Genomic DNA, 25,114 nt, shown 5'->3' on the forward strand with positions numbered 1-25,114 from the left:
TATAATTTATGTTATTTATTCTCATGCACGTCAGAATTTATTTTGCCTCTTCTTCTCCTTTTGCCATTTTAGGAAGAATAGCTTCAACTTCACCGTGTGGACGAGGAATAACATGAACAGAAATTAATTCGCCAACACGTTGTGCTGCTGCAGCACCAGCATCAGTTGCTGCCTTTACAGCACCTACGTCGCCTCTTACCATAACTGTTACAAGGCCTCCACCAATATATTCTTTACCAATTAGGTAAACATTTGCTGCCTTTACCATTGCATCTGCAGCCTCTATACTACCAACTAAACCCTTTGTTTCAATCATTCCTAATGCATCTTGTTTCATCTTTTTTCCTCCTAATATTTTATTATTTTATTATTTTAATTTTTGATAATGAATTAAGGTTCATAGCATTTGCCTCTTCTGTGTCAATATGACATTCTAGTGCCGAGGCATCATTTGCTCTAATGGCAACATTATTGTAAGTACCACCGCGTGGCCCATCAACTTGAATGCTCACTATCTGTCCATCATGCACTCCAAAACGAATTGCATCTTTAGGCACCATGTGGATATGCCTTTGCGCAACAATCAAACCTTCTGTAGTCTGAATAGATCCCTTCGGACCAATTAATGTAATTCCCGGTGTTCCTTGTAAATCACCTGATAGCCTTGCTGTTGAAACTACTCCCAGTTTAAAGGAATCTCCTGTTAGAACTTCCACTTGTGTCTTACTACGCACTGGACCAAGAATTCTAACTTTCTCAATCGCACCCTTAGGGCCGCATAATGTTACTGTTTCCTTACATACAATTTGTCCAGGCTGTGATAAATCTTTAATCTTCGTCAACTGATACCCTTCCCCGAACAAACTTTTCAAATCTTCTCGAGAGAGGTGAGCATGACGGTTGGAAACGCCCACTGGAATTCCATACATATCCTCTTTCACTTCTGAAGAAGACAAATTAGATTGGACAGCCTCCAGCAAAAGCTTAAGGGCCGCTTCATATTTGTCCATTTTAGTTAGCTCCCTTCATTGCTTCTACTAGTTCACTTACTAATTTCAAAAGCTTTTCATTCTCAGTGCAACCATCCTTAGATGAATTGCTTGTAACACTGCATCCCACGCCCTTTTGAACTTCACAATTTCCTGAGAGTTCAGGATGGTTGAAAGCAGAATCAGCAGAAGCTAATGTACTGCAATCCTTAATGCCATATGCGACTCTCTTTATATTAATCAAATGCATTGGACCAACATTTTCAGAAACAGAACTTCCTCCCCATGTACCACAACCTAATGTAAATGCAGGTAAAAGTCCTGTACTTAAACCAGTACCACCTTGAGTTCCACCGGTATTAACCAAAATACGAGATGCCGGCTTTTTAGCGAATTTCATTACCATATCTCTATCTTCAGTATGAATACTCATAGTGTGTCCAATACCATTTTGAAGCAGTTTAATGCTGAGGTCACATGCCTCATGCCAATCTTTTGCTGTATAAAAAGCGAGTACTGTTGTCAGTTTTTCGTATGATAGTGGATAAGCATCACCAACGCCTTCCTGCTTACCTATCAGAACCTTCGTTCCTTCTGGAATCGAAATACCTGAAGCAGTTGCAATTACCTGAGGAGATCTTCCTACAAACTTAGCACTCATACTATGCCCACCATTTCTAAATAGTAAAGCACAAACTTTTGAAGTTTCTTCTGGTGTCATAAAATAGCCACCCTGGTTCTTGAATTCAGCTACTACCTGATCGTGGTTGCATTCTTCAACTATAATAGACTGTTCTGATGCACAAATTGTACCATAGTCAAAAGTCTTACTTGAAATAATATTTGTGACCGCTTGTTTAACATTAGCAGTTCTCTCAATAAAAGCAGGAGAGTTACCAGCACCAACACCCAATGCAGGCTTGCCTGAACTATAAGCGGCTTTTACCATTCCTGGGCCTCCAGTTGCAATAATCATAGAAACCTCTTTGCATTTCATTAACTCATTTGTAGCTCCTATAGATAAAGTTTTAAGACAGCTAATAATATTGGCAGGAGCTCCTGCCGCTACTGCTGCATCATTCATAAGGTTTACTGCCTTCAATGTACATTTTAATGCAGCTGGATGTGGTGAAAATATAATTGCATTACGTGATTTAATTGCAATTATTGATTTGTAAATAGCAGTTGATGTTGGATTAGTCGATGGGACAATACCCATAATCAAACCAACTGGTTCTGCAATATCAGTTACCCTCTCAGCCGCATTTTCACTAATCACACCAATAGTCTTCATATCTTTTATTGCATTATACACAATAGTAGAAGCCATATGGTTTTTATAAGCCTTATCCTCAACTTTTCCAAAACCAGTTTCTTCCACGGCCATCTTTGCTAGACAAACCACATTTTCTTCTGCTACTCTAACCATATTGCACAAAATCCTATTTACCTGTTCTTCAGTATAATCTGCAAATTGGTCTGTCGCAATTTTTCCCAAGCGTGCAAGATTTCTTGCTTCTTGTACAGAGCGTAAATCTTTATCAAAATTCTCCATCTTGTGATTCCTCCATTCATTTTCTCATAAAATTTTTATAATACTTTAATTATTTCCGTAATATTCTTTGAATTTTGTAAGCAACAGTCTCTTGTTAGCCTTTGAGACTGACCTTCCCGCGATTCCAAAATTCTTATAATCACGAGCTAGATTTCGAAGCTCTATCACTTTAAACTTACTCAAAATCTCAATAGACTCTTCCAAACCGAACTCTAGTACCATCTTATCTACATCTTCCTTATTAGGTATCTGGCTCAAATCCATTTGCAAAGGTGTAGCTGTTTTTACCTCAGCTACTATTTCAACTTCAACCGAAACATCTTTAGTTTCTTCCTCAATTATTTCAACTTCAGATTCCACTTTAGATTCAGTTTTTGCTGACTGAGCAATTAATATTTCTTCATTTTTCAGAGGTGTTGCTGATATAATCACGTTATCCAAGTTCTCATGTGGATGAGGTATCACATGCTCAGAGACCAGAAGTGCGTTATTTATTCTTCTAACTGCCGCTCCACCAGCCTCTACAGCAGCTTTCACCGCAGCCACATCACCTGTTACAGCGATCATAACAAGACCTCCGCCTACATATGTCTTTTCCACGATATTCACATCTGCTGCCTTGAGCATTGCATCTGCACTCTCAATAGCTACAACGAGTCCTATTGTTTCAATTAACCCAAGTGCCTGCATTTCCTACTCCTCCTTAACTTTATTCAAGCGTTCTAATATGTAGCATAGAATGCTTTCATCTTGTCAGGTGAACCAAATGCTAATTTAGCTCCCTTAGGGAAGAATACTGAGTCACCCGGATGTGCAGTATAAATCTTTCCGTTCACGGTTACTATAAGTGTGCCTTCCACAACATGGTAAAGCTCTTGGCAAGTGGTTTCCCAGTCAAAGGTACAACCTTCAATTGTAATAACTCCTGCATTCATTGAGCAACCATCATCTGCATTTATAATTTCCTGATAAAATACTTTGTCGTTAGGATTTCCAGTATCCAAAATATCCATCTTTACTGAATTACCACGAACTACCTTAAGTCCACTACAATCAACCTCAGCAATATATGGCTTTGCAGGAGAAGAATCAAACATTCCATTTAAAAGTCCTTTATCCATCATTGCCTTGAATACCTTATAAATCATATCTGTGTCAACTTCACCCTCACTAGCTTTTGACGGCTCAGAAGTTTTTCCTTCATTCTTAACCTCACATACATTAGTTTCGGAATTCTTTACCTCAATGGCATGGGCTTCATTAGAAAACTCCATTCCAAAAGCTCTCGCTGCATCTTTAGCTGACGGAGTGATAATTGTATCACTATCAATATAAAATACTTTTTGTCCTTGCTTTTCAACATCTTCAACATCTTTTACACAAATTAATTTTTTCATTCCTTCACATCCTTTCATAAATATAAGTTCTTATATATTAGAACAAAGATGACATCAATCTGTCGGACGGCGAAGGTATAACCTCTGCATTTACTAACAGACCTTTTTCTTTTGCAATAGCCTTTCCTGTTTCAACACCGGTTTCAACTGCAGCCACATCGCCGGTGAAAGTAAAGAATGACTTACCGCCTAATCCATTGCCTAAGCGAAGCTCTATAGGTTGCAATTCTGCAGCTTTCAGGATTGCGTCCGCCGCGATAACCATCGTTGCCAAGGAGAAGGACTCCATAATTCCTAGTGCTTGAATTTCATCTGGCATCGTCGCACCTGTAATTGCTGGGAATACTAAAGGACTGACATTTGGTATAATAATAGAATCAACCAAAAATTCTTCTGCTAGCCGCTCACCAATACCTACTGAATCTTGAACTGATGCAACATCTCCCTCAACAATAACTATATACTTGCCAGGACAAACAGAACTAGCTGTGACTACTTCGACATCAGAAATTTTTAACATCTGATCTGCTGCATATATACCTCGTGCAATACTTGTAAACTCAACCATTCCTATTGCTTTCGACATATCAGTCCCTCCTTATCGTAATAAAATCATTTCCACTTTCCACAACTGTTCCTGAAATGCTTGCATGAATAGCAGCACCCAAACTACCTTCAGGAATTTTTCCGATTAGCTGTCCTAGCTGTACATGATCAAAAGCAGATACAACGGGAACTGCAGGTGCCCCTACATGCTGCCTTGTTGCAATATGCACAAATTCAGGTTTAATTTCAACTTCAGTCATAGGAGCTTTCTTGTCAAAATCATGTAAACCTAGTCTAGCAACAAGACGCTTGCTTGGAACCAAACGATACTCACGGCTTTTGCGAGAAGCATATTCTGACTGCATCGGCTTATATTTTATATTCTGCTGAGCCAATTTTTCTTTAAAATATAGATTTGCAGATTTCGGATATAATCCCACCGGACATGAGAACAATTCACATAAATTACACTGGCAACATAGTTGTGAAACCTTCTGCCCTTCAACATCAGTTAATGCATAGTTTAAAGCTCTCATCATCTTATGCGGTTGAACATTATGTCCAAGAAGGTAACGAGGACACATATCCGTACACATACGGCACTGCTCACAAGAAGCCCTATTCACTCTTCTTGCCTGTTCTAAATTCATAGATTTTTTACGAATTAGAAAGTGATTTTTTTTCAAAATTACAAATCCTTTATTCTTCTTTGTTACATATCCATCTAAATTACTCATTACAGGTCCCATCATTGGACCACCATCAATAACTGAATAATCATCAAAATTTTCTACACCACTCAGCTTAAGAACATCTATAATAGGTGTGCCAACTGGCACCTTTACGGTCAATCTTTTAGGTATATCTCCTGCAACTGTGATGTATTTTTCTGTAACTGGTTCTCCCATAGAAGCGTGGTATATATTTAATGCCGTTTCTGTATTGACTACTACACATCCAACTTGAATTGGGATACCCATTTCTGGAACAATTCTTCCAGTCATTTCATAAACCAAAACTTGTTCATCACCTGCTGGGTAAACATCCGAAAGCTCTTTAACCTCAATGAAATCGCCTACTTGCAGCTTCTTAATTCTCTCTCGCAAAATAGAAATTACTTCTTTATGCTTATCCTTTATACCTATAAGCGCTTTTTTTGCGCCAACTAACTTTCCGGCTGCTTCAAATCCTTTAATCACTTCATCTGGAAACAACTCCATCAACTGTTGATCTACTCGCAAAAGCGGTTCACATTCAGCTCCGTTAAGAAGTATATATTCCGACTTTGATGCTAGTTTAACATGGGTAGGAAACCCTGCACCCCCTGCACCAATAACACCGGCTTCTCTCACCATATCAAGAAGACTCATTCTTACCCCTCCTGTCGTTCTCTGGGGCACATAAGAATTATTAATTTCTATCTCTTCTGTACTCCAGCGCAAAACAATTATTATTATTTTGCCTAATGAATTTATCCGAACTCGCAATCTTCATCAATTATTCCAACAACAACCGCATCAACTGGGATATCATCATCACCTAACATTCGACGAGCCGATGATCCCGTGCTGACAATAACTCTATCTCCAATACCAGCACTTATGATATCTACAACAATCAAACGCTGGCCGGCACTGCTACCACCAATTACTTCCGCTAACATAAACTTTAGTCCATTAAGTGATTCTGCTTTTCTTGTTGCCCACACATTATCAATTAGTCTTGCTGTTAACATAGATCTTTCCTCTTTTCCAGCTTACATTTAATCTCTTCAATTGCGGATTCAACAGATGAAGTATCGCCAAAAATCGCAATCATTATCATATTCTGTGGACAGCTTCCTCTAATATCTTCTACTGTGACACCAACTGCCTTTTCAGCAATATCCGCTGCGCAAATCATATCTATCATTCTACCTTGCACAAGACCAACCGCATCAACACAAATCTTATTTGTGTCAACTCCCGTCCCCATGCGCCGCATAAGAATATCTACTGTACCCTGCGTAGGGGATTTAATAATTCTAAACTCCATACCAAATTCCTCCTACCATATACTTGTCTGCGTGCAACTAAGTGCTATTCCCAAAGGGGTTACAAACATAGGATTTTGTGGCTTATGAGTGAAAACACCTGTCTGTTTCTCTATAATTTTTTCAATACCGGTTAGGCAGCATGTTCCGCCTACTAAACATATTTCATCTACATCATAACCTTTGATATGCTGATTAATAATAGATGCAATTTTTTCAACTACCGGCTTAAGTACTGGTAACAGTTCTTTGTGATTTTGAGGATCGCGCTTAAACAATTCTCCATCTGCAAAAGACATTTTATATGCACCTGAAACAACCAATGAAAAATGTGTACCTCCTGTTGGTTCATCCGCAACGTAAACAACTTCTCCATCCTTTAGAATCGAAATACCGGTTGTTCCACCGCCAACATCCACAACAACACCATCCTGAATTTTGAGGACTTTATTTGCAGCCGTAGATTCATCAAGCACATTTGTCACTTCAAACCCAGCAGCCTGAACCACATTTTTTACTGCTCCTGAATCCAAAGCATCCGTCCCTGGCGGAATAGCAGCTGCTGCATAAATCAATTCTGTACCCATTTTCTCTTCAATTTCCTGCTTTAGCTCTCTAACAATTTTAATTGCACCCATATAATCGACAACCATACCATCTCGAACTACATCTGCATAACGGTAAGCACCTGCCACCGGTTTATAGTTTTCATCCAAAACTGCTAAAACAACACATGCAGTACCTAAATCAACTCCTGTATAGTAAACAGAAGATTTAGAAGCAATAGGATGTTCCACTACATATTCAAAATCCCGGACAAGCTGATCACAGTATTCAAAATTCAACTTTTTCTCTGGCATTCTTTACCTCCTAAAACCGAACAAATCATTTGGGACAAGGTATTAACAATCTGATTAACCTTTCCGATAACTTCTGTGCACAACTCATTCTCATTTTCACTGCCCTCATATAATTCTAAAACAGCTGGCTCAATTTCACGAAGATCAGAACGTAACCTATGCAAAATTATGATTTTCCTTCCATTTTTAAGTTGCATATGCAACTCTGTGATTTCAAAGCAATCATCCAAATCATCTGAAAAATTTTTCTCATTAATCCCTGTGCATTCCGTACAGCTAAGGTTTTCAACTGAGCCTTTACCCTCTACTTCATTTTTAATGTTTACGAACTGTTTGCCTAAATTAATAATGCTCTGTGCAAGAGAAACATCCCCACCCAAAAGTTCTTCATAAGATTGAAGGAACAATGTCTCCGTTGATTTCATCTTGCTACGAAGTTTTTTCTTTTTCCAATTATTCTTTCTCTCAAGTTGTACTGATGTCTGCTTTACATTTGCATTATTTTTTTTTGTATTAGGATCAGTATCATTCATATTGATTCCCCTATCCATTAGAAACTGACGTGCTCCAGGTGTAAGTCTTGCTCCCGGTTCTAATTCATAAGTTGTAAAAGGTTCTATTTTATTGAAATCCCGTAAATCATTTTCGGTTATAAATTTCATCTAAGTCCCCCTTTACTTTTTTTTCAAAAGTAAATAAATATTCTTTTAAAGCTTCTATGCCTATACCACTCGCAATACTAATCTTAAAATATGGCTTAGGTACTCCTATCTCCTTCAATTGTTGGATACACAAATTCTCATTTTCCGCCATTAAATCAATTTTGGTTATTACACCAATTACAGGACATTTAAACACTTTGGCGAAACCAGGCGAATAAACACTCGCACATCTTGACTGATCAATTAAAATCAAAACATGTGATGCATCCTGTGCGGTTGCAATTAAATGTTTGTACATCCATGCGTTTTCAATATAAGAACCTGGAGTATCTATAGTATTCTTTACATAAATAATATCCTGTGTCTTCCTAAGTGGTCCATCATAATCATTAAGCGAGTTAACCAATGAAGTCTTCCCACAATTTGTCGGTCCTATCACCATTATTCGTTTCTTTCTCATGTTCTTGTAATAGGAGCTGTCGTAAAGTCCAACAAATTTTTCAATGTATCATTTACCGCACTAAGTGCTGTTTCAACGCTCTGCACATCACCGGTGATAATTACAGACCCTGTAAACCGATCCAGAAATCCAATTTCAACATCCGCAGCCTTTGTTGCAACATCAGCTGCAATTATAGCGGCTTCGAACGGTGTTATAGTCAAAATTCCAATTGACCCTTTATCGTCTAACCCCAAACGTTCATATATATCCGGCATTGGTGAGGCAATAACATGAGCGATTGTAACCTGCTTCCCTGGAACTGATTCTTCTATGACACGTTGTATAGCTTTTTCACCAACTGTTCCCATAAAAGTTACCTCTCAATCTATTTTCTATTCTAACAATCGTTTATCAGTGTTTGATAACCTTAACTGGAAAATCATACTTTTTAATCCAGCTCTCAATCATATTAAGTTCATCGCTGTTTAAGCTTGGATCTCCCTGTATTGGATACTCTATTCCTAACTGTGTATACTTATTTACGCCCAATTTATGATAAGGAAGTAAATCTATACCTTTAAAGTTTTTATAATCACGGAAAGGCATTAAAAATGCAATTACTCTATCAATCTCATCCTGATTATCATTTATCCCTTTTAAAAGGGGCATTCTCACCTTCACGTTATACCTACGATGAAGAAGTTCCTTTAAATTTTCCAGAATCCTTTCATTGTGTACTCCAGTAAGCTTATAGTGGCGTTCAGGATCAATGTGCTTTATATCAAATAGAAATAAATCTGTGAACTCTGCAACCTGAAGTATCGCTTCCAGTTTTGCATAACCACAAGTTTCAATGGCGGTATTAATTCCTTCTTGCTTACATACCATAAGCAAGTTTGCAGCGAATTCTGGTTGCATCAATACCTCTCCTCCGCCTAAAGTAACACCTCCACCTGACACATCATAAAAACTAACGTCCTCTTCGATAATTTCCATAAGCTGAGAAATAGTTTTTACCTCCCCCACAATAGATATTGCAGACTCAGGACAAACATCCTCACACTTACGGCAACCTATACAATCAATGCTATGCACTACCTCATGTTTCAGCTCTTTCGAAATAGTATGTTTTCCAACCGGGCAAACAGACACACAGGCACCACAATCAATACAAGAGTCTCTTTTAAACATTACTTGATATTTTCGTTCCATTCCTTCAGGATTCGCACACCACTTGCAACGCAATGGGCATCCTTTAAAGAATACCAGTGTCCTTACTCCCGGACCATCATACATATTGTATTTTTGCACATTGAAAATGAGTGCTTTTCTTTCAATAATAGCTACATTCGCATTGCTCATAATATCTAATCTCCCGTTTGATTCATTTTTGCTATCCAAATATATAATTTAAAGTCAATGGAATTCCATTTTAAAAATGTGTTAGCATAGTTCTACTGATAATCTCATCTTGAACATCCTTACATAATTCAACGAAGAATGCACTGTAACCTGCTACTCGAACTATCAGATCACGATAATCTTCCGGATGTTTCTGTGCTGCAAGCAAGGTTTCATTATCCAGATAATTAAACTGCATCTGTCCATTTCCAAAAATGGAAGCGGTACGTAGTAATGTAAGAATACCTTCTTCGCCTTCTGGTGTATCTAGTAGGCCCGCCATAAGTTTAAAGTTATGAACCATTCCTATATTCATACTGTCACAAGACATCTTGGAAACAGATTTGATAATAGCAGTTGGTCCCTTAGTATCTGCTCCTTGAGTAGGACTGATACCATCGGATAATGGTGTCCACGCCTTACGCCCGTTAGCAGACGCACCAAGCAACTGACCAAATGGGGTATTGTTTGATATAGACAACGTACCATGGCTTAGGACAGAATAAAGAGTCTTGTAGCAACGGTGCTCCCTCTCTGTGAAGTTAATCAAATCTGCAGCAATTAAATCTGCATAATCATCATCATTACCGTACTTAGGAGCTTTCAAGCAATCACTTCTAACCTGCTCATATCCTACAAATTCAGCTTTCAATGCTTCATTTAGTTGTTGCAGCGTATACTTCTTATCATCGAATACTAACTTCTTAATAGCAGCCATAGAGTCTGTATAAGTAGCTAGTCCTGACCACACAACACCAGGTCCGAAGTTGTACATAGCACCACCGGCAGAAACATCTCTGCCGCTCTCCATGGTTCCCTCATACATAATGGACATCAGAGGTTTTGGAGCCAATTCTCTGTGGACACGCTGAGTGATAACTGTAGCAATACTACTCAACTTAGTAATATATTTGATTTGTTCCTTAACAGCATTATCAAACTCTTCATAAGTTTTATATTGGCTTATATCTCCTAGATCAGGGCAAACCTGTTTTTTGTACCATAGTGGAACACCGTGGTTCAAAACCAATTCAATACAGATAGGCCACTGGGTATAAGCAGTTGAAGTCCACTGATACAGACGACCTGCCTTCTGAGGTTCAACACAACCCATTAAGCAATAATCCCTGGCATCTTCTATTGAAACACCTTTCGAAAGCATCATCTTAATATGTGGATCATCAAAATGACAAGCTGGGAATCCCATACCTGCACGAACTACATCAACAATTTTCTTCAAATACTTCTTAGGTGACTTGTTGTGAATACGTGTGGCTAAAGATGGCTGATAAATTTTAACATGACGAACAGCATCCATCAGTAGGTAAGTAAGATCATTTGTTGCATCAAGACCATCACGAGTAACACCGCCAACGCACATATTGATAAATGGCTGATAACCTGCAAAGAACTTAGAACCACCTTCACTTGTAATCCACATCATCTCAGACATTTTAATTAGCATACTTCCAGCTAGTTCAAATGCTTCAAACTCATTCATACGACCTTGCTCTATATCTGCCTTGTAGAATGGATACATATATTGATCAACACGACCGATAGACATACCAGTTTGATTCTCTTCAACTACCAAGAGAGATTCAATAGTCCAAACGGACTGAATTGCTTCCCAGAAAGTACGAGGTTTATGTGCAGGAACCCTTGCATTAATTTCGGAAATCTTCAATAATTCTTCCTTACGCTTAGGGTTCATTTCCTTAGCAGCTAGTTGCGCAGCATAATCAGATAAACGCTTAGCATAAATCATTACGCCTTCGGTAGTATCAATAACTGATTTATAGTAATAAATTTTTTCAATATCATCGGGATTTTCGTAATTTAGCTTTTCCAAATGATCTTTTGCTTCTTGTTGAATATCAAGCATTCCCTTCTTCATAAGGATTACATCATATCCAGGGTTTGAATCTCCACCACCGTTGACTGCATGGTAAGAACAATCTGAAACAAAAGATTCGCCGGAAATTTCCCAAACACCTGCTTCGCGAAACTGATCTTCACAGTATTCATCAATGGATTTTCCTTTCCAGAATGGGAAAAGTTCTTCACGCATAAATTTTTTATCTTCGTCAGAGATATAAAACGGATCTTGCGGACGTGTTCCAATGGTATCAATTTCATCTTCCATCCATCTCCATGCAATATCAGGAGAACAAGCTCCAGCACGAGGTGCACCACAAGGAGCTCCTACAATCAGTTCATCATCTTGAATTAATAAAGGTGCTGTCTCACAGCAATATTTAAAGCTTTTACCACGGAATATACTTTTAGGTATTCCAGGATTTTCCTTTGCAATCTTAGTAATTGCACGAGCACGATACGTTGTGATAGTAGGCTTCCATTGTAAATAACTATCTTTCAATCTCTTCAAACGTTCTGTAATACCATTTGGAACTTTTCCATCATTGTCGCTAGATGCCACATAACTTGCCGATGATTCACCTTTTGTAATTTCTTTCGAAACACCTTCAAACATTTTCATTAAAGATGATCGTTCTTCAGCAGACATATTTTTAGTAGCTTCTGCAAATTTATTTGTAAATTCACGAATATCCATATCTTTACCTCCCACTTTTTTTATTAATTAATTTACTTTTATTTTTTATAATCTTCATTTAAATTCATCATTCTCAAAATGCAACTACACCACTATTTAATCTCTTTAAGGGCTTTTTTCAAAATATTCTGCAACATCTGTATATCCCCTAAATTATTTTCCTCTGGCTTTTCCACATTTTGCAGAGGGATTTTCTCCTCTATCAACTTTCCATTAATAATATCCTCTATCTTGCGCACACCATATCCTACTTTTCGTATATAAATAAGATTCATTGGTGAAACATTATCGGAGGTCATACCTAGCCCTGCCGATCCGCTACCTAGAGTCATAGCAGGGAATAAATTAGTTGTAACACCCATGCTTCCAAGCGAAGCCGGTGTATTAACAAGTACCCTACCCACTGGTTTTTTTAATGCAAACTGGCGAATAACCTCTTCGTTTTTTGAATGTATAACAAGGGTGTGTCCGTGCTTCTCACTTAATAGCAGCTCAATGCACTTTTCACAAGCATGCATCCAATCGTCTTCGATGTAATAAGCCAGAACTGGGCAAAGTTTTTCTTTCGAATAAGGATTAGTCTCGGAAACATATTTCTGCTCGGAAATCAGCAATGTTACACTATTTAGAACAGGAAAACCTGCTCTCATAGCTAATTCTTGTGCTGATTTACCGACCATTTCTGGGTCCAAACTCCCATCAGAACGGAAAAAGAGAGAACCAAGTTTTTGTGCCTCTTCATCTGTCATAAAATAAGCACCATTATTTTTCAACTCACGTTTTACATCAGCTGCAATGCAACTGTCTACAACAATAGATTGTTCCGCACCTGATACTATTCCGTTATCAAATGTCTTACTAGTAACAATGTCTCTCACTGCCTGCTTTACGTCAGCTGTGCGTTCAATAAATGCCGGTCCATTGCCCGTTCCTCCATAAATGACAGGTTTTCCAGACTTATATGCTGTTTTAAGCATTCCTGGTACTCCTGTGATCATAATCAAGGATGTTGCTTTATGATTCATTAACTCTTTTGTTCCAGTAGGTGTCACAGTGTGTAAATATGCAAGGGCCCCTACTGGCAATCCATATCCATCTGCTGCTCGAATCATAATGTCAAGTGCCTTGCAAATTGTCTTCTTCGCCCTAGGATGTGGAGAAAATATAATCGCATTGCCAGACTTAATTGCAATTAAAGCCTTGTAGATGGTGGTAGAAACAGGACTGGTTGCTGGACATAATGCAATAATCACACCCCTAGGTACACCTACATCCATCGTTTTGCTTTGCCTGTCCTCATCAATAATACCAACGCAACGCATTCCTCTAAGTTTAATTGGCAAATACTCACAAGCAAATCGATTTTTGATAAGCTTATCTTGCCATTTACCATAATCAGTTTCCTCTCTGGACATCATGGCAAGTTCACATGCATACTTTCCAATTTCTTCAGCAATACGTTCAACAATTTCATCCAATTTTTCTTGTGGAAAACTCGCTAGTAGTTTTTGTGCTTCACTAGCATTTTCGGCAAGAATTCTAGATTCTTGGATGGAGAGCAAATCATTGTCAATAATATTCATTTCTGACTCTCCTTTTCACTTTCATTAACTAAGTGTTGTACTTTTTTAGTTTTTGAATTTCTTGTCAGCCACACATTAAGCATTCAAAGTTTCAAGTGAATAAAGTGCAATAATTTTTTCAAGGTCTTGATGTGGACTTGCAATAACAACTGAGCTATAGACTTCAGCACCCATATCTAATACAGCTTTTACGCCAGTATCTACAGCAGATTTGCAGGCTCCTACATCTCCACGAACCAACACGGAAATATAGCCAGAAGCTACATTTTCGAAACCAATCAATTCAACATTTGCAGCTTTACACATTGCATCTGCAGCCTCTAAAACAAAAACTATGCCAAATGTTTCTATTAAACCTAAAGCTTTATATGTGCTCACCGGTAATGCTTCCTTTGTATCAATGTCATATACTGAAACAATGCTTCCAATATCTTTAATCGGTCTTGGCATAACATTTTGTGCTGTTAATGTACCTATCGCTTCGGCAGCAGCAGCTCCTGCTTCCACAGACGCCTTAACAGCAGCAACATCACCCTTTACCATAATTGTAACAAGAGTGGAACCTATATTCTCATATGCTACTAATTCAACATTAGCAGCTTTCAGCATTTTATCTGCACCCTCAATTGCAGGTACCATCCCTAATGTTTCAATAAGGCCTAATGATTCTTCTCCATAATACCTCACTACATATTCCCCCTTAAATGTTGTTTTTGCGTATTTTTTTACACATACTTATTAATGGTCTTGATTTTCTTATAATTTAACTTAATAAACAATACATTGTAAAACGTTTTCGGTAATAATTATTACCGCCTCGAATTAATATTTCACTTTATCTTAATAATAACTGAACAAGACGGTTTTTCATGGCATAAAGTGTGCTATTCTACCGCATTATATCCATCAGTTTTTAAAACTTTTGTACTATCGTTACTTTCTTGCACTAATAGCATTAAATTCTGTTTTTTAATCAAGATATTATAAGATACTCCGCAAAAATTGGCATTATCTTAACTCATATAATTCATATAATAACTCAAATCATTAATCCTTAATGTACTTATTAATTGTAGCTGCGCCTTCATCATTTGCATGATAGTAAATTCTTAAATTACCTGACTTATCCATATCACAACTTTTTTCTTCAAGAAGGCCATTCGCTTCAGCTGTCATTAAAGCTGAGATAACACCGTTTTTATTAAAAGCTTTGAAGTTACCATATTGACCTTTTAAAGCTTCAATAACGTCGTCTGCACATGCTCCTTTAATTTTTGTAAAATGTTTTAAAATAGCATAATTAAGTGGTTTCATACAATTACGCCTCCCTTTTTTTAAATAAATCCATTGGATTCATTGCGATTATCAAAATACCAATTGCCATTAACACAGCACAAGCCCAAGATATAGGAGAGAGTGTCCAACCTTTTATCCCGAAACCCACACCAAGTATTATCCAGCAGCAGAACGGTCCGAAGAAAGAGTAAGTGCCATTGGTTGCCATACCAAGCGCAACACCAGTCATACTAGAACCCTTATACCAAGTCATATATGAAAGATAAGCACAAAGACCACTAACAGTAAACCAAATCATAGCAGGACCGCTTGTAAATGCTTGACCAATAACATGGAATGAAAGACCTCCATTGCCTCCTATAATAGCTATGAGAGGAATAAATATAATTAAATTTGTAAGGCCTGATGTTGTCTGACGAATAGCAATACCAATCTCTGAATCTACCATTGATGTACTATAACCAGCTATACAGCCCTCAATACCCCAGCCAACAGCAGCTATAATAGCAGCAATAATACCTATCACTGCACCTTTTTGTGCACCTCCAGTAATACTTGAGATACCAATAATAGCACTTGCAGAAACGCAGATAACAATACCTAAAATCATACGTTTTGTTAATGCTTGTTTATATAAAACTCTGCCTAAAATAGCGCCAATAGCTGGGCAAAGGGCAGAAATTGGAACAATAATTGAACCAGCTGATGCAAGACCAATAACATAAGCTGAATTGGCAATAGGGCCTCCCATAAGTGCAGCTAACATAATCATGCGGCCCGGTTTAGTATTAAGAGTTCTAAAGAAATCTCCAAGTTTACCCCTAATGCCTGCCATAACTAATGCCCAAACTGCACTTAAAGTATCATTTACGCCACATCCAAGTGCACCAAGCACATATACAACAGCAAATGCAGATAAACCAGTTTTATTTGCACCAAACCAATCGCTCCAAACTCCCTTTGTCATAGCCAATGCCAAAAATGCTGAGAATAATCCATATGAAAATCCTGAGAATAAACCAATTGCAACTCCTTTTCTAAAAAATCCTGATAATAACTTTTTTTTAGCAACGACTGCAGTCGTATTAACTACTACTTCTGACATAATATTACCTCCAATATTTTTGTTGTTTTCTCCTTCTGGTGTATCAAGAAGGCCGCTTAAGATTTTAAAGTTATGAACAATTCCAATATTTATTGATCTACAATTCATCTTACCTACGTATTTAATAATGGCTCTAAGTTCCTTACTATCTTCCGCCTCCTTTTTCCATCACATATTCATTAGAAATTTCTTTGCAAAATTTTATGCAACTATAATTCCCTTTAAATTTAATTTTATCGAACAAGACATTACGAAACGTTTTCATTAACAATATGCTGCTACTTGGAACCACTATTTCACCCTATGTTAATAATAACTGAATAAGATATTCTTTCATGGCATAAATTGCGATAGTTTACTGCATTAAATCCGCCAGTTTTTTGAGTTTTTTGTACTATCGTTATTTTATTGCACTATTAGTATAAAAACATTATTTTTTAATCAACCATTACAAGTCAATTTCTTGTTATTCATTGGTTTTGATGTACATCCATATTTTGTATACGCCCAACTAGTTGAAATCGAGTAGATGTTACCTATTAACTGTGTGAGAATAATCACTGTCCCATAAAAAAACACCTAATTTCATTTTTATTTGAAATTAGGTGTTTTAAATCTATACTTTTTTGCTTTTTATACTTCATTTAATTTTTTTACTTCTTCAGTAATTCTGCTGGTTATATCATAATTAATAAATATATAGCACTAACTTATTGCATAAGAAACCCCTCAACTAATTAATTATTAGTTGAGGGGCTTACTTTCTCTTATGACTTGTATTCTTTAAGGAGATTTAAAGTAATTTATTTTATAACTTTATTTTTTCTTATAAAATATATAGGTAATCCTATTACTGTAAGCAAAAGACCTAGTCCTGCATTCATTGGTTGAGTAATCATTGTATTTATTATTATATAAAGTCCACCCACAATGGCTATAATAGGAATTATAGGATATAAAGGAACTTTATAAGGTCTAATAAGATCTGGTCTCTTTTTTCTAAGAATAATTACTGCAACAAATGTCATTGTATAAAAAATCCAAAGTACAAAAACTAATAAATCTGTTAACTGATTGAAATTTCCGAGCATTGTCATTATTATTGCAATAACTCCAATTAATACACCACAGTAGATTGGAGTACTAGTTTTAGGATTTAATTTTGAAAGATATTTGCTTCCAGGCAATTTATTTTCTAGTGCCATAGCATATGGTACCCTCATACCTGTTAGTATATTTCCATTTAAAGTTCCGAATATGGATACCAAAATTCCAACAGTAATAACTTTTCCACCAACTGCTCCAAATAGTACTGTTGCTACATCTGTAGCTGGTGTTTTTGTTACTGCAAGTACAGAAGCTGGCAATACGAATAAAAACGCCATGTTAATTAGTATGTAGACAGCCATAACAATAAGCAGTCCACCAATAATCGCTCTTGGCAAATCTTTTTTCGGATTTTTTAATTCCCCTGATATATTTCCAAGATGTATCCAACCATCATAAGCAAACATAGTAGCTAGTAGTGCGGATCCCAGACTTGTAGCTATCGGATGGCCCGCAGCTGATATTGGAAATAACCTTACTACTCCGCCATGACCATTAATAAGTCCAAACACAATAATTGCAAATATAGGAACCATTTTTCCTATTGTAAATACAGTTTGAATATTTCCACCAACTTTTGCACCTAAACAATTCATCGTTATTAAAAATATAATACTTATTATAGCAATTGTAACCAACATTCCATCCCCTAAGCCTAGCAATGAAACAGCTTGTGTCGCAAATATTATTGCTAGTGCTGCTATATTAGCAGGAAAAGATATCACTGTCTCAACCCAACCTAATAGGAAACTCCACATCTCACCATAAGTTTCCTCGAGCCAAGCTATCATTCCACCAGTTTTAGGTATTGCAGCTGCCACTTCGGCTGCTGTAAGTCCACCAGCTAAAGTTATTAATCCTCCTATAACCCATGCAATCATACCTAATCCTGGTGCTCCTGTTGCGGTATAAATAGCTGTAGGTTTAAAGAACACCCCTGAACCTATTACCATACCTATAACAACTGCACTTGCTGATAAAAGACCAATTTCTTTTTTTAATGTGTTTTTTTCCATTTTAATTTCCTCCCACAATAAATTTTATTACAATGTGTTATTTTATTAATTTAGTGTTGTAGAACGAATTATTATAAATTTCAAATATCTTTATTCGTCATTTAATAGTTTTCAACAATTCCGCTGAAATTATCAATTTATTTAATTATCAATTTATTTAATTATCAATTTATTTAAATTTATTGAGAATTTTTTTTATAAAATGTAAGTTAATAAAGAGAGAAAAGAAAATTATAGGCCCATGAAAATAAATAAGAAGTAAAGAAAACTAACATATCTATTTTCATGAACCTAATTTATAAATATTACTTAGCGCCAATTCCTTTAGCACTTAATTGCGCAAGCATATCAGTGGTCATTTTTGATAAGTTATATTCTGCTTTAAAACCCCACTCATTTTTAGCAGAACTAGAATCCATAGAGTTAGGCCATGAATTAGCAATCCCTTGTCTTATTGGATCTACTTTATAATCCATTTTAAATCCTGGCATATGTTTTTTAATTTCATTAGCTATTTCTTCTGGTTCAAAACTCATAGCTGCAATATTAAATGCATTTCTATGTTTTAATTTTGATTCATCAGCTTCTAACAAATTAATTATTGCATTTATTGCATCTGGCATATACATCATATCCATTTTTGTTCCTTTACCAATAAATGATGTGTATTTACCTGACTTCAATGCTTCATAATATATATCAACAGCATAGTCAGTTGTTCCACCACCTGGAAGAACTTTGTAAGAAATTAAACCTGGGAAACGTACTCCCCTTGTATCAACTCCAAACTTAGTATGATAATAATCACATAATAATTCTCCAGCTACTTTATTAACACCATACATTGTTGTTGGTCTTTGAATTGTATCTTGGGGAGTATTGTCCTTAGGAGTAGATGGACCAAACGCACCTATAGAACTTGGTGTAAAGAACTTACATTTAAGTTCCCTAGCTACTTCTAAAGCGTTTACAAGTCCACCCATATTTATATTCCAAGCGAGCAATGGTTTTGCTTCAGCTGTTGCTGATAATAAAGCTGCTAAATGAACTAATGTATCAACTTTATATTTTTTAGCAATTTCAAGCATAGTTTTATGATCGGTTACATCTAGCATTTCAAAAGGTCCTGAAGTGACTACTATGTTATTCTCAGGTTTTCTTAGATCTGTAGCTATTACATTATCATTGCCATAAATTTCTCTCATTCTCATTACGAGTTCTGAACCTATTTGTCCTAAGGCACCAGTTACTAATATCTTTTTCATTTTTATATCCCCTTTTTTATTATTTTATTAAGCCCATTTTTCTTCCAACCTTAGCATATGCAGCAATTGCTTCGTCCAACATTTCTTTTGTATGAGCTGCTGTTGGCATATTTCTTACTCTTGCTGTTCCTAAAGGAACTGTAGGAAACACTATTGATTTGGCATAAACTCCTTCATTGTATAACTCTGCACTGAATTTTTGCGCAACGTCTGCTTCGCCTATGATACAAGGGGTTATTGGAGTTTCACTATGTCCAATATTAAAGCCTAATTCCTTAAGACCTTTCTTTAAATATCTTCCATTTTCCCATAATTTATCTACGAGCTCTGTACTTTCAGTTAAAATACTTATTGCTTCTATACATGAAGCTGCAGCGCCTGGTGTCATTGATGTAGAAAATAAGAATGGTCTTGCTCTAACTTTTAACCAGTCAATTAAATCCTGGGTGCCTGCAACATATCCTCCAATAACTCCTATTGCTTTCGAAAGAGTTCCTATTTGAAAATCTATTTTGCCAACTAAATTGTGATGTGTTACAGAACCGCTACCATGTGTACCTAAAACACCTGAAGCATGAGCATCATCAATATATGTTAAAAGGTCAAATTCTTCTGCTATTTTAACAATTTCAGGTAACTTCGCAATATCCCCATCCATTGAAAATACACCATCTGTTATAACCATAATTTTTTCATAAAGACCTGAATCTTTCGCTTGCTTAGCTTTAGCTCTTAGATCTTCCATATTGGAATGTTCAAATCTAATTGTTTTAGCTCCTGATAATCTGCAACCGTCTATAATTGAAGCATGATTTAGAGAATCAGAAAGTATAGCATCTTTTTTATTCATTACTGCAGATATAGCACCCATGTTACAATTGAATCCAGATTGAAATGTAATAACTGCCTCTGTATGTTTAAATATTGCAAGTTTAGCTTCCAATTCTTCATGAATATCTAAAGTTCCGTTAATAGTTCTAACGGCTCCTGCGCCAACCCCATATTTGTCTGTTGCTATTCTACATGCATCCTTCATACTAGGGTTTGTAGCAAGTCCCAAGTAATTGTTTGAGGATAGATTAATTACGTCTTTGCCGTTAACATTGATAATAGCACCATTTGACCCCTTAACAACGTTAATTTCATTGTATAAACCTTTGCTTCTTAAATCCTGTAAATTTTCTGAAAGAAAATCGTGTAAAGCTTTACTTCCCATAATGAAAACCTCCATTTAGTTTATTTTTTAGACGTTTGAAGAATTCAACAAACGTTGATTCTACTAACTTTTCAGTAGTTAGTTTTTTATATTTCCCCTCAGACAAAATAATAAGTCATAGAGGTGGAGACCAAACATGTCTTAGCTAAATAAATCTACAACTGGAAATATTATAGTATATTGTGTTGTCTGTATAATATATTGCACGTTTGTTAAATTTATTATATCATACGTGCAATATATTATACAAGGGGTTTTAAAAATAAATGTATTGGTTTACATTAGTAATATTTAGTAGATCATATATGTCTTGTCTCAATAAATCTAAAATATTGAGAATTTCATAAAAATATGATACAATAAATCATGTAAATGTGAAAATATAACATAAACAAAAGGGGTAAAATTTTGGAAAATATTAATTTAATTATAGGTAATAATCTTAATACATATCGTAAAAGCAAAGGCTATAGTCTTGATAAAGTTGCTGATATGACTGGCGTTAGCAAAGGCATGCTTGGTCAAATTGAAAGAGGAGAGACAAACCCATCCATCTCTACACTATGGAAAATTGCAAATGGTCTTCATATTTCTTCCACTTTCTTACTCGAAGCAGAACCTGATGACTTAGTCATAATTAAGAAAAACGAATTCACACCTATTACTGAAGGCAATGATAAGTTAAGTGTTTTTCCTACTTTTGCGTTTGATTTTAGCAAAAAATTTGAAGTGCTAGTAGTAAATCTTGACGTTGGATGTGTGCATTGTTCTGAGCCTCATGAAAATGGTGCTGAAGAATATCTATATGTGAGCAAAGGTGAATTTGAATTAACCATTCAAGGTAATAGTTATATTCTAAAAGAAGGGGATTCAATAAAATTCCTTGCCGATAAAGCTCATGAGTACAAAAACAATTCTAAAGAGTTATGCAGTCTTCATATTATTATTTATTATAATAACGCTCGATGATTATGATATTGTTAATACAAAAACAGGGACTGCTATGAAACTAACTTTTTCAGTTAGTTTCGTAGCAGTCTTTTCATATTTAATAAAAAGAAAACTCTCAACTAATATTAATTAGTCGAGAGTTTAATTATAAGTAGGTATCTACTCCATTTCCATTGGATCCATCCTCTTATGGCATGAATGTTTCATCGGATTCATCATTTTATGGCATGAATGTTTCATTGCCATGGAATTCATCATCATCGTCATCATCATCATCTGGTATTGATACTTCATAACCATCGGATTCATCATCATGTTATATGGCATTGGACATGGTGCCATATTACTCGGCATTGACTGCTTAGTCTTTGGCTCTTGCGTCATTATTGGCTGCTTAATAGGCTGTACATCAAATTGCAATTTTACTGGTTCCATTTTGGGTTCTATTATTAATTGCACTTTTATCGGATCAATTTTTAATAATCCCATTTTAGGGTCTATATTAAGTGCCATATTGCTTGGGTCCATCTTTGGTTGTATATTTAATTCCATATATTGTGTCTCCATTTTAGGCTGTATATTTAATTCCATATTCTGCGGTGCTATTTTAGGTTGTATATTTAATTCCATATTTGATGATTGTATTTTAGGTTGTATTTTTTGTTCTTGCATAGGTTGTGGTATTGGCTTAGGCATAGGCTGATGTTTTGGCTGTTGCATTGGTTGTTGCATCGGCTGTGGCATTGGCTGTGGTTGTTGCGATATAATATGTCTTTCTATCTCTGGTTCCTCCATCCTATACCCTGTTTTATATGTCATCATTGGGCACATTACAGGATACTGAAAAGGTATAAATTCTAAGTCTTCCATTTCATAATTTTTATTCATAATTATCCTCCAATTAAAGTTTTCATTAATTATAATATGGGCATTTTTCAATTATGTTAATGATTATGATAAAAACAAATATAAGATTAATAACCTCAATTTAATTACGCCCCAAATTAGATATCTTATTTAACTGTAGGAGCAACCCATTAATCAAAAAACACAACCGCCTGTAGGCGGTTGTGTTTATTTATGATGAAGGCGAGAGATGTCAGCCCCTGTCCAAAAGTCATAACAACTAGGCATTTTAACCCCTAATAAGGAATGTCTTTATTATTAGTAAGCTCTTTATTCTTTTTTAATTCTACAATCCATACTTTTACGCTATCAAATAATATTATTGCAAGCATAATAACAAGTATAGTTGACATAACCATAAGTACTATTTTATTCTGTGGAATATAATTGTTGAATATATTTTCTATAGCAGCTGTAAATGTAGTAATCGCTATGAATATCAGTGGTAAAACTGTAATCATCATATACTTTTGTTTACCATTTTTAATTAAGAATGTTGTACCAATTGCAAATGCTATTGCTGCAAGTGTCTGATTTGCAACACCAAATAATGGCCAAATGGTTGATACATTTCCTGTATAAAGAAGATATCCCCATGAAAATGACATTAGAGCACTGAAAAATATTATATTTAACCAAGAATTCTTTTTAGCAAAAGGCTTATATGCCTGTCCAGCTAAATCTTGTAATAAATATCTTCCTATTCTAGTTCCTGCATCTATTGTTGTTAATATAAATAGTGCCTCAAACATAATGCAGAAATGATACCAGTAAGCCATTAATTTAGTTAATCCTGGAATTTTATAAAATACATATGACATACCTACTGCAAGTGACACCGATCCACCTGGTCTTCCCCCTAACTGCTCTCCAACCATTGCTGAGAGCATTGGAAGTTCCTTTGGAATCATGTGAAGTTTATCAAATACTGCAGGTAGTGAGTTTATTGCAAAATAATCTGCTGTTGGAAGTACTGAAGCAGCAATTAAAGCCATTAAAGCTATAAAAGCTTCTATTAGCATACACCCATACCCTATTGGAAGTATATCTTTTTCATTCTTTATAAGCTTTGGTGTAGTTCCTGTGCTAATTAGTGCATGGAAGCCTGATAAAGCACCACAAGCTATTGTTATAAAAAGGAATGGGAATACTTTTCCTGGAATAATTGGACCACCACCATGTACATATTGAGTTATTGCTGGCATTTGTAGTACAGGTCGTACTATAATTATTCCGAGTGCTAGTGCACCTATAACTCCAAGTTTCATATAAGTACTTAAATAATCCCTTGGTAACAATAAAAGCCAAACTGGAAGTGCTGCTGCAAAGAAACCGTATACTGCAAGTATAATTGCCATTTGTTTAGCATCAAAAGTTAAGAAATGCCCAAGTGCTGTATGTTGAATAAATGGTCCTCCAATAACTCCTACCATAATAAGGACCATTCCAATTATCGTAGCCTCTGCTATTTTTCCAGGTCTTATATATTTCATATAAATTCCTATAAACATAGCTACTGGAATTGTGAACCCAACTGTAAATGTACCCCATGGACTGTTAAACAATGAATTAACAACAGGTATACCAAGTCCTGCCATGGTTATAATAAGTATAAATAAAACCGCAATAGATGTAACAAAACCCATTTTCTTTCCTAGGTAAATTTTAGCAAGTTGAGCTATAGATTGTCCATCATGTCTAACTGATGCAAATAACACCACCATATCATGAACACCACCGCCAACTACTGCACCGATTAATATCCACAGAGTTCCCGGTAGGTAACCAAACTGCGCTGCAAGAACTGGTCCTATAAGTGGCCCCGCACCTGCGATAGCTGCAAAATGATGTCCGAGTAGAACCCACTTATTTGTTGGTATAAAATCTCTTCCATCATTAAGAACCTCTGATGGAACTTTATTTTTTTCATTCAGAACTAAAACCTTAGCAGCTATAAACGCTCCATATGTTCTGTATGCAATAATAAGAACAAGAGCGGCAACGATTACTAAAACAATAGAATTCATAACACTTACTCCTCTCAAAATATATTTATAATTCAGATGATCTGTACAGCTATATTATATTGCTATAGTTATTCTCAGTAAATATTTTTGCGGTGAAGTGTATCATTTAATGTCCAAAGTGGATTTTAGAGGGTTTGAATAGTCTCTATAAAATCGTTATCATTTAGTTTGTATTATATTTCT

The 25,114-nt window shown here is 35.9% G+C and carries 25 protein-coding genes and 1 pseudogene; 1 reads left to right on the top strand and 25 read right to left on the bottom strand.

Features of this window, described 5'->3' with window-relative positions:
* Positions 1-37 precede the first annotated feature (37 nt).
* The 23 genes and pseudogenes from eutM to VIM70_RS17255 all read right to left on the bottom strand — a co-directional run bounded on the left by eutM (position 38) and on the right by VIM70_RS17255 (position 21,047).
* Positions 38-337 carry an ethanolamine utilization microcompartment protein EutM gene (eutM, locus tag VIM70_RS17145; RefSeq protein WP_331946998.1) on the bottom strand — a complete coding sequence of 100 codons (300 nt, stop codon included), beginning with the start codon at positions 335-337 and terminating at the stop codon, positions 38-40.
* 22 nt (positions 338-359) lie between these two features.
* Positions 360-1,010 (bottom strand): phosphate propanoyltransferase, encoded by a 651-nt coding sequence (locus tag VIM70_RS17150; protein ID WP_331946999.1) that lies wholly within the window; start codon positions 1,008-1,010, stop codon positions 360-362.
* Between the two features lies 1 nt (position 1,011).
* Positions 1,012-2,544 carry an acetaldehyde dehydrogenase (acetylating) gene (locus VIM70_RS17155; protein WP_331947000.1) on the bottom strand — a complete coding sequence of 511 codons (1,533 nt, stop codon included), beginning with the start codon at positions 2,542-2,544 and terminating at the stop codon, positions 1,012-1,014.
* A 45-nt stretch (positions 2,545-2,589) separates the two neighbouring features.
* Entirely contained in the window at positions 2,590-3,234 is a 645-nt protein-coding gene (locus VIM70_RS17160) for a BMC domain-containing protein (protein ID WP_331947001.1), read from the bottom strand.
* Between the two features lie 32 nt (positions 3,235-3,266).
* Positions 3,267-3,941 carry a cupin domain-containing protein gene (locus VIM70_RS17165; RefSeq protein WP_331947002.1) on the bottom strand — a complete coding sequence of 225 codons (675 nt, stop codon included), beginning with the start codon at positions 3,939-3,941 and terminating at the stop codon, positions 3,267-3,269.
* 37 nt (positions 3,942-3,978) lie between these two features.
* Positions 3,979-4,527: a BMC domain-containing protein gene (locus tag VIM70_RS17170; protein WP_331947003.1), complete on the bottom strand. Its 549-nt coding sequence runs from the start codon at positions 4,525-4,527 to the stop codon at positions 3,979-3,981.
* 1 nt (position 4,528) lies between these two features.
* Entirely contained in the window at positions 4,529-5,857 is a 1,329-nt protein-coding gene (locus tag VIM70_RS17175) for a 4Fe-4S dicluster domain-containing protein (RefSeq protein WP_331947004.1), read from the bottom strand.
* Positions 5,858-5,958: 101 nt separating this feature from the next.
* Positions 5,959-6,222 carry a EutN/CcmL family microcompartment protein gene (locus VIM70_RS17180; protein ID WP_331947005.1) on the bottom strand — a complete coding sequence of 88 codons (264 nt, stop codon included), beginning with the start codon at positions 6,220-6,222 and terminating at the stop codon, positions 5,959-5,961.
* A complete protein-coding gene (locus VIM70_RS17185) occupies positions 6,216-6,521 on the bottom strand; it encodes a BMC domain-containing protein (RefSeq protein ID WP_331947006.1) in 306 nt (101 codons plus the stop codon). Before VIM70_RS17185 ends, VIM70_RS17180 begins: the two co-directional genes overlap by 7 nt.
* 12 nt (positions 6,522-6,533) lie before the next feature.
* Positions 6,534-7,379, bottom strand: coding sequence for an ethanolamine utilization protein EutJ (gene eutJ / locus VIM70_RS17190; protein ID WP_331947007.1), 846 nt, complete (start codon positions 7,377-7,379; stop codon positions 6,534-6,536).
* A complete protein-coding gene (locus VIM70_RS17195) occupies positions 7,361-8,041 on the bottom strand; it encodes an ethanolamine utilization protein (protein ID WP_331947008.1) in 681 nt (226 codons plus the stop codon). The genes eutJ and VIM70_RS17195 overlap by 19 nt, the downstream gene beginning before the upstream one ends.
* Positions 8,019-8,501: a EutP/PduV family microcompartment system protein gene (locus tag VIM70_RS17200; protein WP_331947009.1), complete on the bottom strand. Its 483-nt coding sequence runs from the start codon at positions 8,499-8,501 to the stop codon at positions 8,019-8,021. The genes VIM70_RS17195 and VIM70_RS17200 overlap by 23 nt, the downstream gene beginning before the upstream one ends.
* On the bottom strand, positions 8,498-8,851 hold the full coding sequence (locus tag VIM70_RS17205; RefSeq protein ID WP_331947010.1) for a BMC domain-containing protein: 354 nt from the start codon (positions 8,849-8,851) through the stop codon (positions 8,498-8,500). Before VIM70_RS17205 ends, VIM70_RS17200 begins: the two co-directional genes overlap by 4 nt.
* 43 nt (positions 8,852-8,894) lie before the next feature.
* A complete protein-coding gene (gene cutD / locus VIM70_RS17210) occupies positions 8,895-9,845 on the bottom strand; it encodes a choline TMA-lyase-activating enzyme (protein WP_331947011.1) in 951 nt (316 codons plus the stop codon).
* 70 nt (positions 9,846-9,915) lie between these two features.
* On the bottom strand, positions 9,916-12,459 hold the full coding sequence (cutC, locus tag VIM70_RS17215) for a choline trimethylamine-lyase (protein ID WP_331947012.1): 2,544 nt from the start codon (positions 12,457-12,459) through the stop codon (positions 9,916-9,918).
* Positions 12,460-12,551: 92 nt separating this feature from the next.
* The gene (locus VIM70_RS17220) at positions 12,552-14,042 is read right to left on the bottom strand and encodes an aldehyde dehydrogenase family protein (RefSeq protein WP_331947013.1); all 1,491 of its coding nucleotides are present in this window, start codon (positions 14,040-14,042) and stop codon (positions 12,552-12,554) included.
* 75 nt (positions 14,043-14,117) lie between these two features.
* Entirely contained in the window at positions 14,118-14,420 is a 303-nt protein-coding gene (locus tag VIM70_RS17225; RefSeq protein WP_331947032.1) for a BMC domain-containing protein, read from the bottom strand.
* 15 nt (positions 14,421-14,435) lie between these two features.
* Positions 14,436-14,729: pseudogene (locus tag VIM70_RS17230) on the bottom strand (BMC domain-containing protein); the annotation flags it as partial.
* A 360-nt stretch (positions 14,730-15,089) separates the two neighbouring features.
* Positions 15,090-15,356, bottom strand: coding sequence for a hypothetical protein (locus VIM70_RS17235; protein WP_331947014.1), 267 nt, complete (start codon positions 15,354-15,356; stop codon positions 15,090-15,092).
* A 4-nt stretch (positions 15,357-15,360) separates the two neighbouring features.
* Complete coding sequence (locus VIM70_RS17240; protein ID WP_331947033.1) at positions 15,361-16,443, bottom strand: hypothetical protein; 1,083 nt, start codon at positions 16,441-16,443, stop codon at positions 15,361-15,363.
* 803 nt (positions 16,444-17,246) lie between these two features.
* The gene (locus VIM70_RS17245; protein WP_331947015.1) at positions 17,247-18,566 is read right to left on the bottom strand and encodes an APC family permease; all 1,320 of its coding nucleotides are present in this window, start codon (positions 18,564-18,566) and stop codon (positions 17,247-17,249) included.
* 305 nt (positions 18,567-18,871) lie between these two features.
* The gene (locus VIM70_RS17250; RefSeq protein WP_331947016.1) at positions 18,872-19,831 is read right to left on the bottom strand and encodes an L-threonine 3-dehydrogenase; all 960 of its coding nucleotides are present in this window, start codon (positions 19,829-19,831) and stop codon (positions 18,872-18,874) included.
* 19 nt (positions 19,832-19,850) lie between these two features.
* Positions 19,851-21,047 carry a glycine C-acetyltransferase gene (locus VIM70_RS17255; RefSeq protein ID WP_331947017.1) on the bottom strand — a complete coding sequence of 399 codons (1,197 nt, stop codon included), beginning with the start codon at positions 21,045-21,047 and terminating at the stop codon, positions 19,851-19,853.
* Positions 21,048-21,455: 408 nt separating this feature from the next.
* Between VIM70_RS17255 and VIM70_RS17260 the strand changes: the two genes are divergently transcribed.
* Positions 21,456-22,016, top strand: a complete 561-nt coding sequence (locus VIM70_RS17260; RefSeq protein ID WP_331947018.1) for an XRE family transcriptional regulator — start codon at positions 21,456-21,458, stop codon at positions 22,014-22,016.
* Positions 22,017-22,157: 141 nt separating this feature from the next.
* Here VIM70_RS17260 and VIM70_RS17265 read toward each other — a convergent pair whose 3' ends face one another.
* Both VIM70_RS17265 and VIM70_RS17270 read right to left on the bottom strand, forming a co-directional pair.
* Positions 22,158-22,886 (bottom strand): hypothetical protein, encoded by a 729-nt coding sequence (locus VIM70_RS17265; RefSeq protein WP_331947019.1) that lies wholly within the window; start codon positions 22,884-22,886, stop codon positions 22,158-22,160.
* A gap of 254 nt (positions 22,887-23,140) precedes the next feature.
* The gene (locus VIM70_RS17270; RefSeq protein WP_331947020.1) at positions 23,141-24,931 is read right to left on the bottom strand and encodes a carbon starvation protein A; all 1,791 of its coding nucleotides are present in this window, start codon (positions 24,929-24,931) and stop codon (positions 23,141-23,143) included.
* Between the last annotated feature and the right edge of the window lie 183 nt (positions 24,932-25,114).

It is taken from the genome of Clostridium sp. (assembly GCF_036569345.1).
Taxonomy (GTDB): domain Bacteria; phylum Bacillota; class Clostridia; order Clostridiales; family Clostridiaceae; genus Clostridium_AD.

Excerpts from the sequence above, each read along its gene's own strand:
- eutM (WP_331946998.1), bottom strand. The coding sequence starts at position 337 with ATGAAACAAGATGCATTAGGAATGATTGAAACAAAGGGTTTAGTTGGT.
- VIM70_RS17250 (WP_331947016.1), bottom strand. The coding sequence starts at position 19,831 with ATGAAAAAGATATTAGTAACTGGTGCCTTAGGACAAATAGGTTCAGAA.
- eutJ (WP_331947007.1), bottom strand. The coding sequence starts at position 7,379 with ATGCCAGAGAAAAAGTTGAATTTTGAATACTGTGATCAGCTTGTCCGG.
- VIM70_RS17175 (WP_331947004.1), bottom strand. The coding sequence starts at position 5,857 with ATGAGTCTTCTTGATATGGTGAGAGAAGCCGGTGTTATTGGTGCAGGG.
- VIM70_RS17245 (WP_331947015.1), bottom strand. The coding sequence starts at position 18,566 with ATGGAAAAAAACACATTAAAAAAAGAAATTGGTCTTTTATCAGCAAGT.
- VIM70_RS17150 (WP_331946999.1), bottom strand. The coding sequence starts at position 1,010 with ATGGACAAATATGAAGCGGCCCTTAAGCTTTTGCTGGAGGCTGTCCAA.
- VIM70_RS17185 (WP_331947006.1), bottom strand. The coding sequence starts at position 6,521 with ATGGAGTTTAGAATTATTAAATCCCCTACGCAGGGTACAGTAGATATT.
- cutD (WP_331947011.1), bottom strand. The coding sequence starts at position 9,845 with ATGAGCAATGCGAATGTAGCTATTATTGAAAGAAAAGCACTCATTTTC.
- VIM70_RS17235 (WP_331947014.1), bottom strand. The coding sequence starts at position 15,356 with ATGAAACCACTTAATTATGCTATTTTAAAACATTTTACAAAAATTAAA.
- VIM70_RS17165 (WP_331947002.1), bottom strand. The coding sequence starts at position 3,941 with ATGAAAAAATTAATTTGTGTAAAAGATGTTGAAGATGTTGAAAAGCAA.
- VIM70_RS17170 (WP_331947003.1), bottom strand. The coding sequence starts at position 4,527 with ATGTCGAAAGCAATAGGAATGGTTGAGTTTACAAGTATTGCACGAGGT.
- VIM70_RS17270 (WP_331947020.1), bottom strand. The coding sequence starts at position 24,931 with ATGAATTCTATTGTTTTAGTAATCGTTGCCGCTCTTGTTCTTATTATT.
- VIM70_RS17220 (WP_331947013.1), bottom strand. The coding sequence starts at position 14,042 with ATGAATATTATTGACAATGATTTGCTCTCCATCCAAGAATCTAGAATT.
- VIM70_RS17195 (WP_331947008.1), bottom strand. The coding sequence starts at position 8,041 with ATGAAATTTATAACCGAAAATGATTTACGGGATTTCAATAAAATAGAA.
- VIM70_RS17205 (WP_331947010.1), bottom strand. The coding sequence starts at position 8,851 with ATGGGAACAGTTGGTGAAAAAGCTATACAACGTGTCATAGAAGAATCA.
- VIM70_RS17180 (WP_331947005.1), bottom strand. The coding sequence starts at position 6,222 with ATGTTAACAGCAAGACTAATTGATAATGTGTGGGCAACAAGAAAAGCA.
- VIM70_RS17155 (WP_331947000.1), bottom strand. The coding sequence starts at position 2,544 with ATGGAGAATTTTGATAAAGATTTACGCTCTGTACAAGAAGCAAGAAAT.
- VIM70_RS17200 (WP_331947009.1), bottom strand. The coding sequence starts at position 8,501 with ATGAGAAAGAAACGAATAATGGTGATAGGACCGACAAATTGTGGGAAG.
- cutC (WP_331947012.1), bottom strand. The coding sequence starts at position 12,459 with ATGGATATTCGTGAATTTACAAATAAATTTGCAGAAGCTACTAAAAAT.
- VIM70_RS17255 (WP_331947017.1), bottom strand. The coding sequence starts at position 21,047 with ATGGGAAGTAAAGCTTTACACGATTTTCTTTCAGAAAATTTACAGGAT.
- VIM70_RS17160 (WP_331947001.1), bottom strand. The coding sequence starts at position 3,234 with ATGCAGGCACTTGGGTTAATTGAAACAATAGGACTCGTTGTAGCTATT.
- VIM70_RS17240 (WP_331947033.1), bottom strand. The coding sequence starts at position 16,443 with ATGTCAGAAGTAGTAGTTAATACGACTGCAGTCGTTGCTAAAAAAAAG.
- VIM70_RS17265 (WP_331947019.1), bottom strand. The coding sequence starts at position 22,886 with ATGAATAAAAATTATGAAATGGAAGACTTAGAATTTATACCTTTTCAG.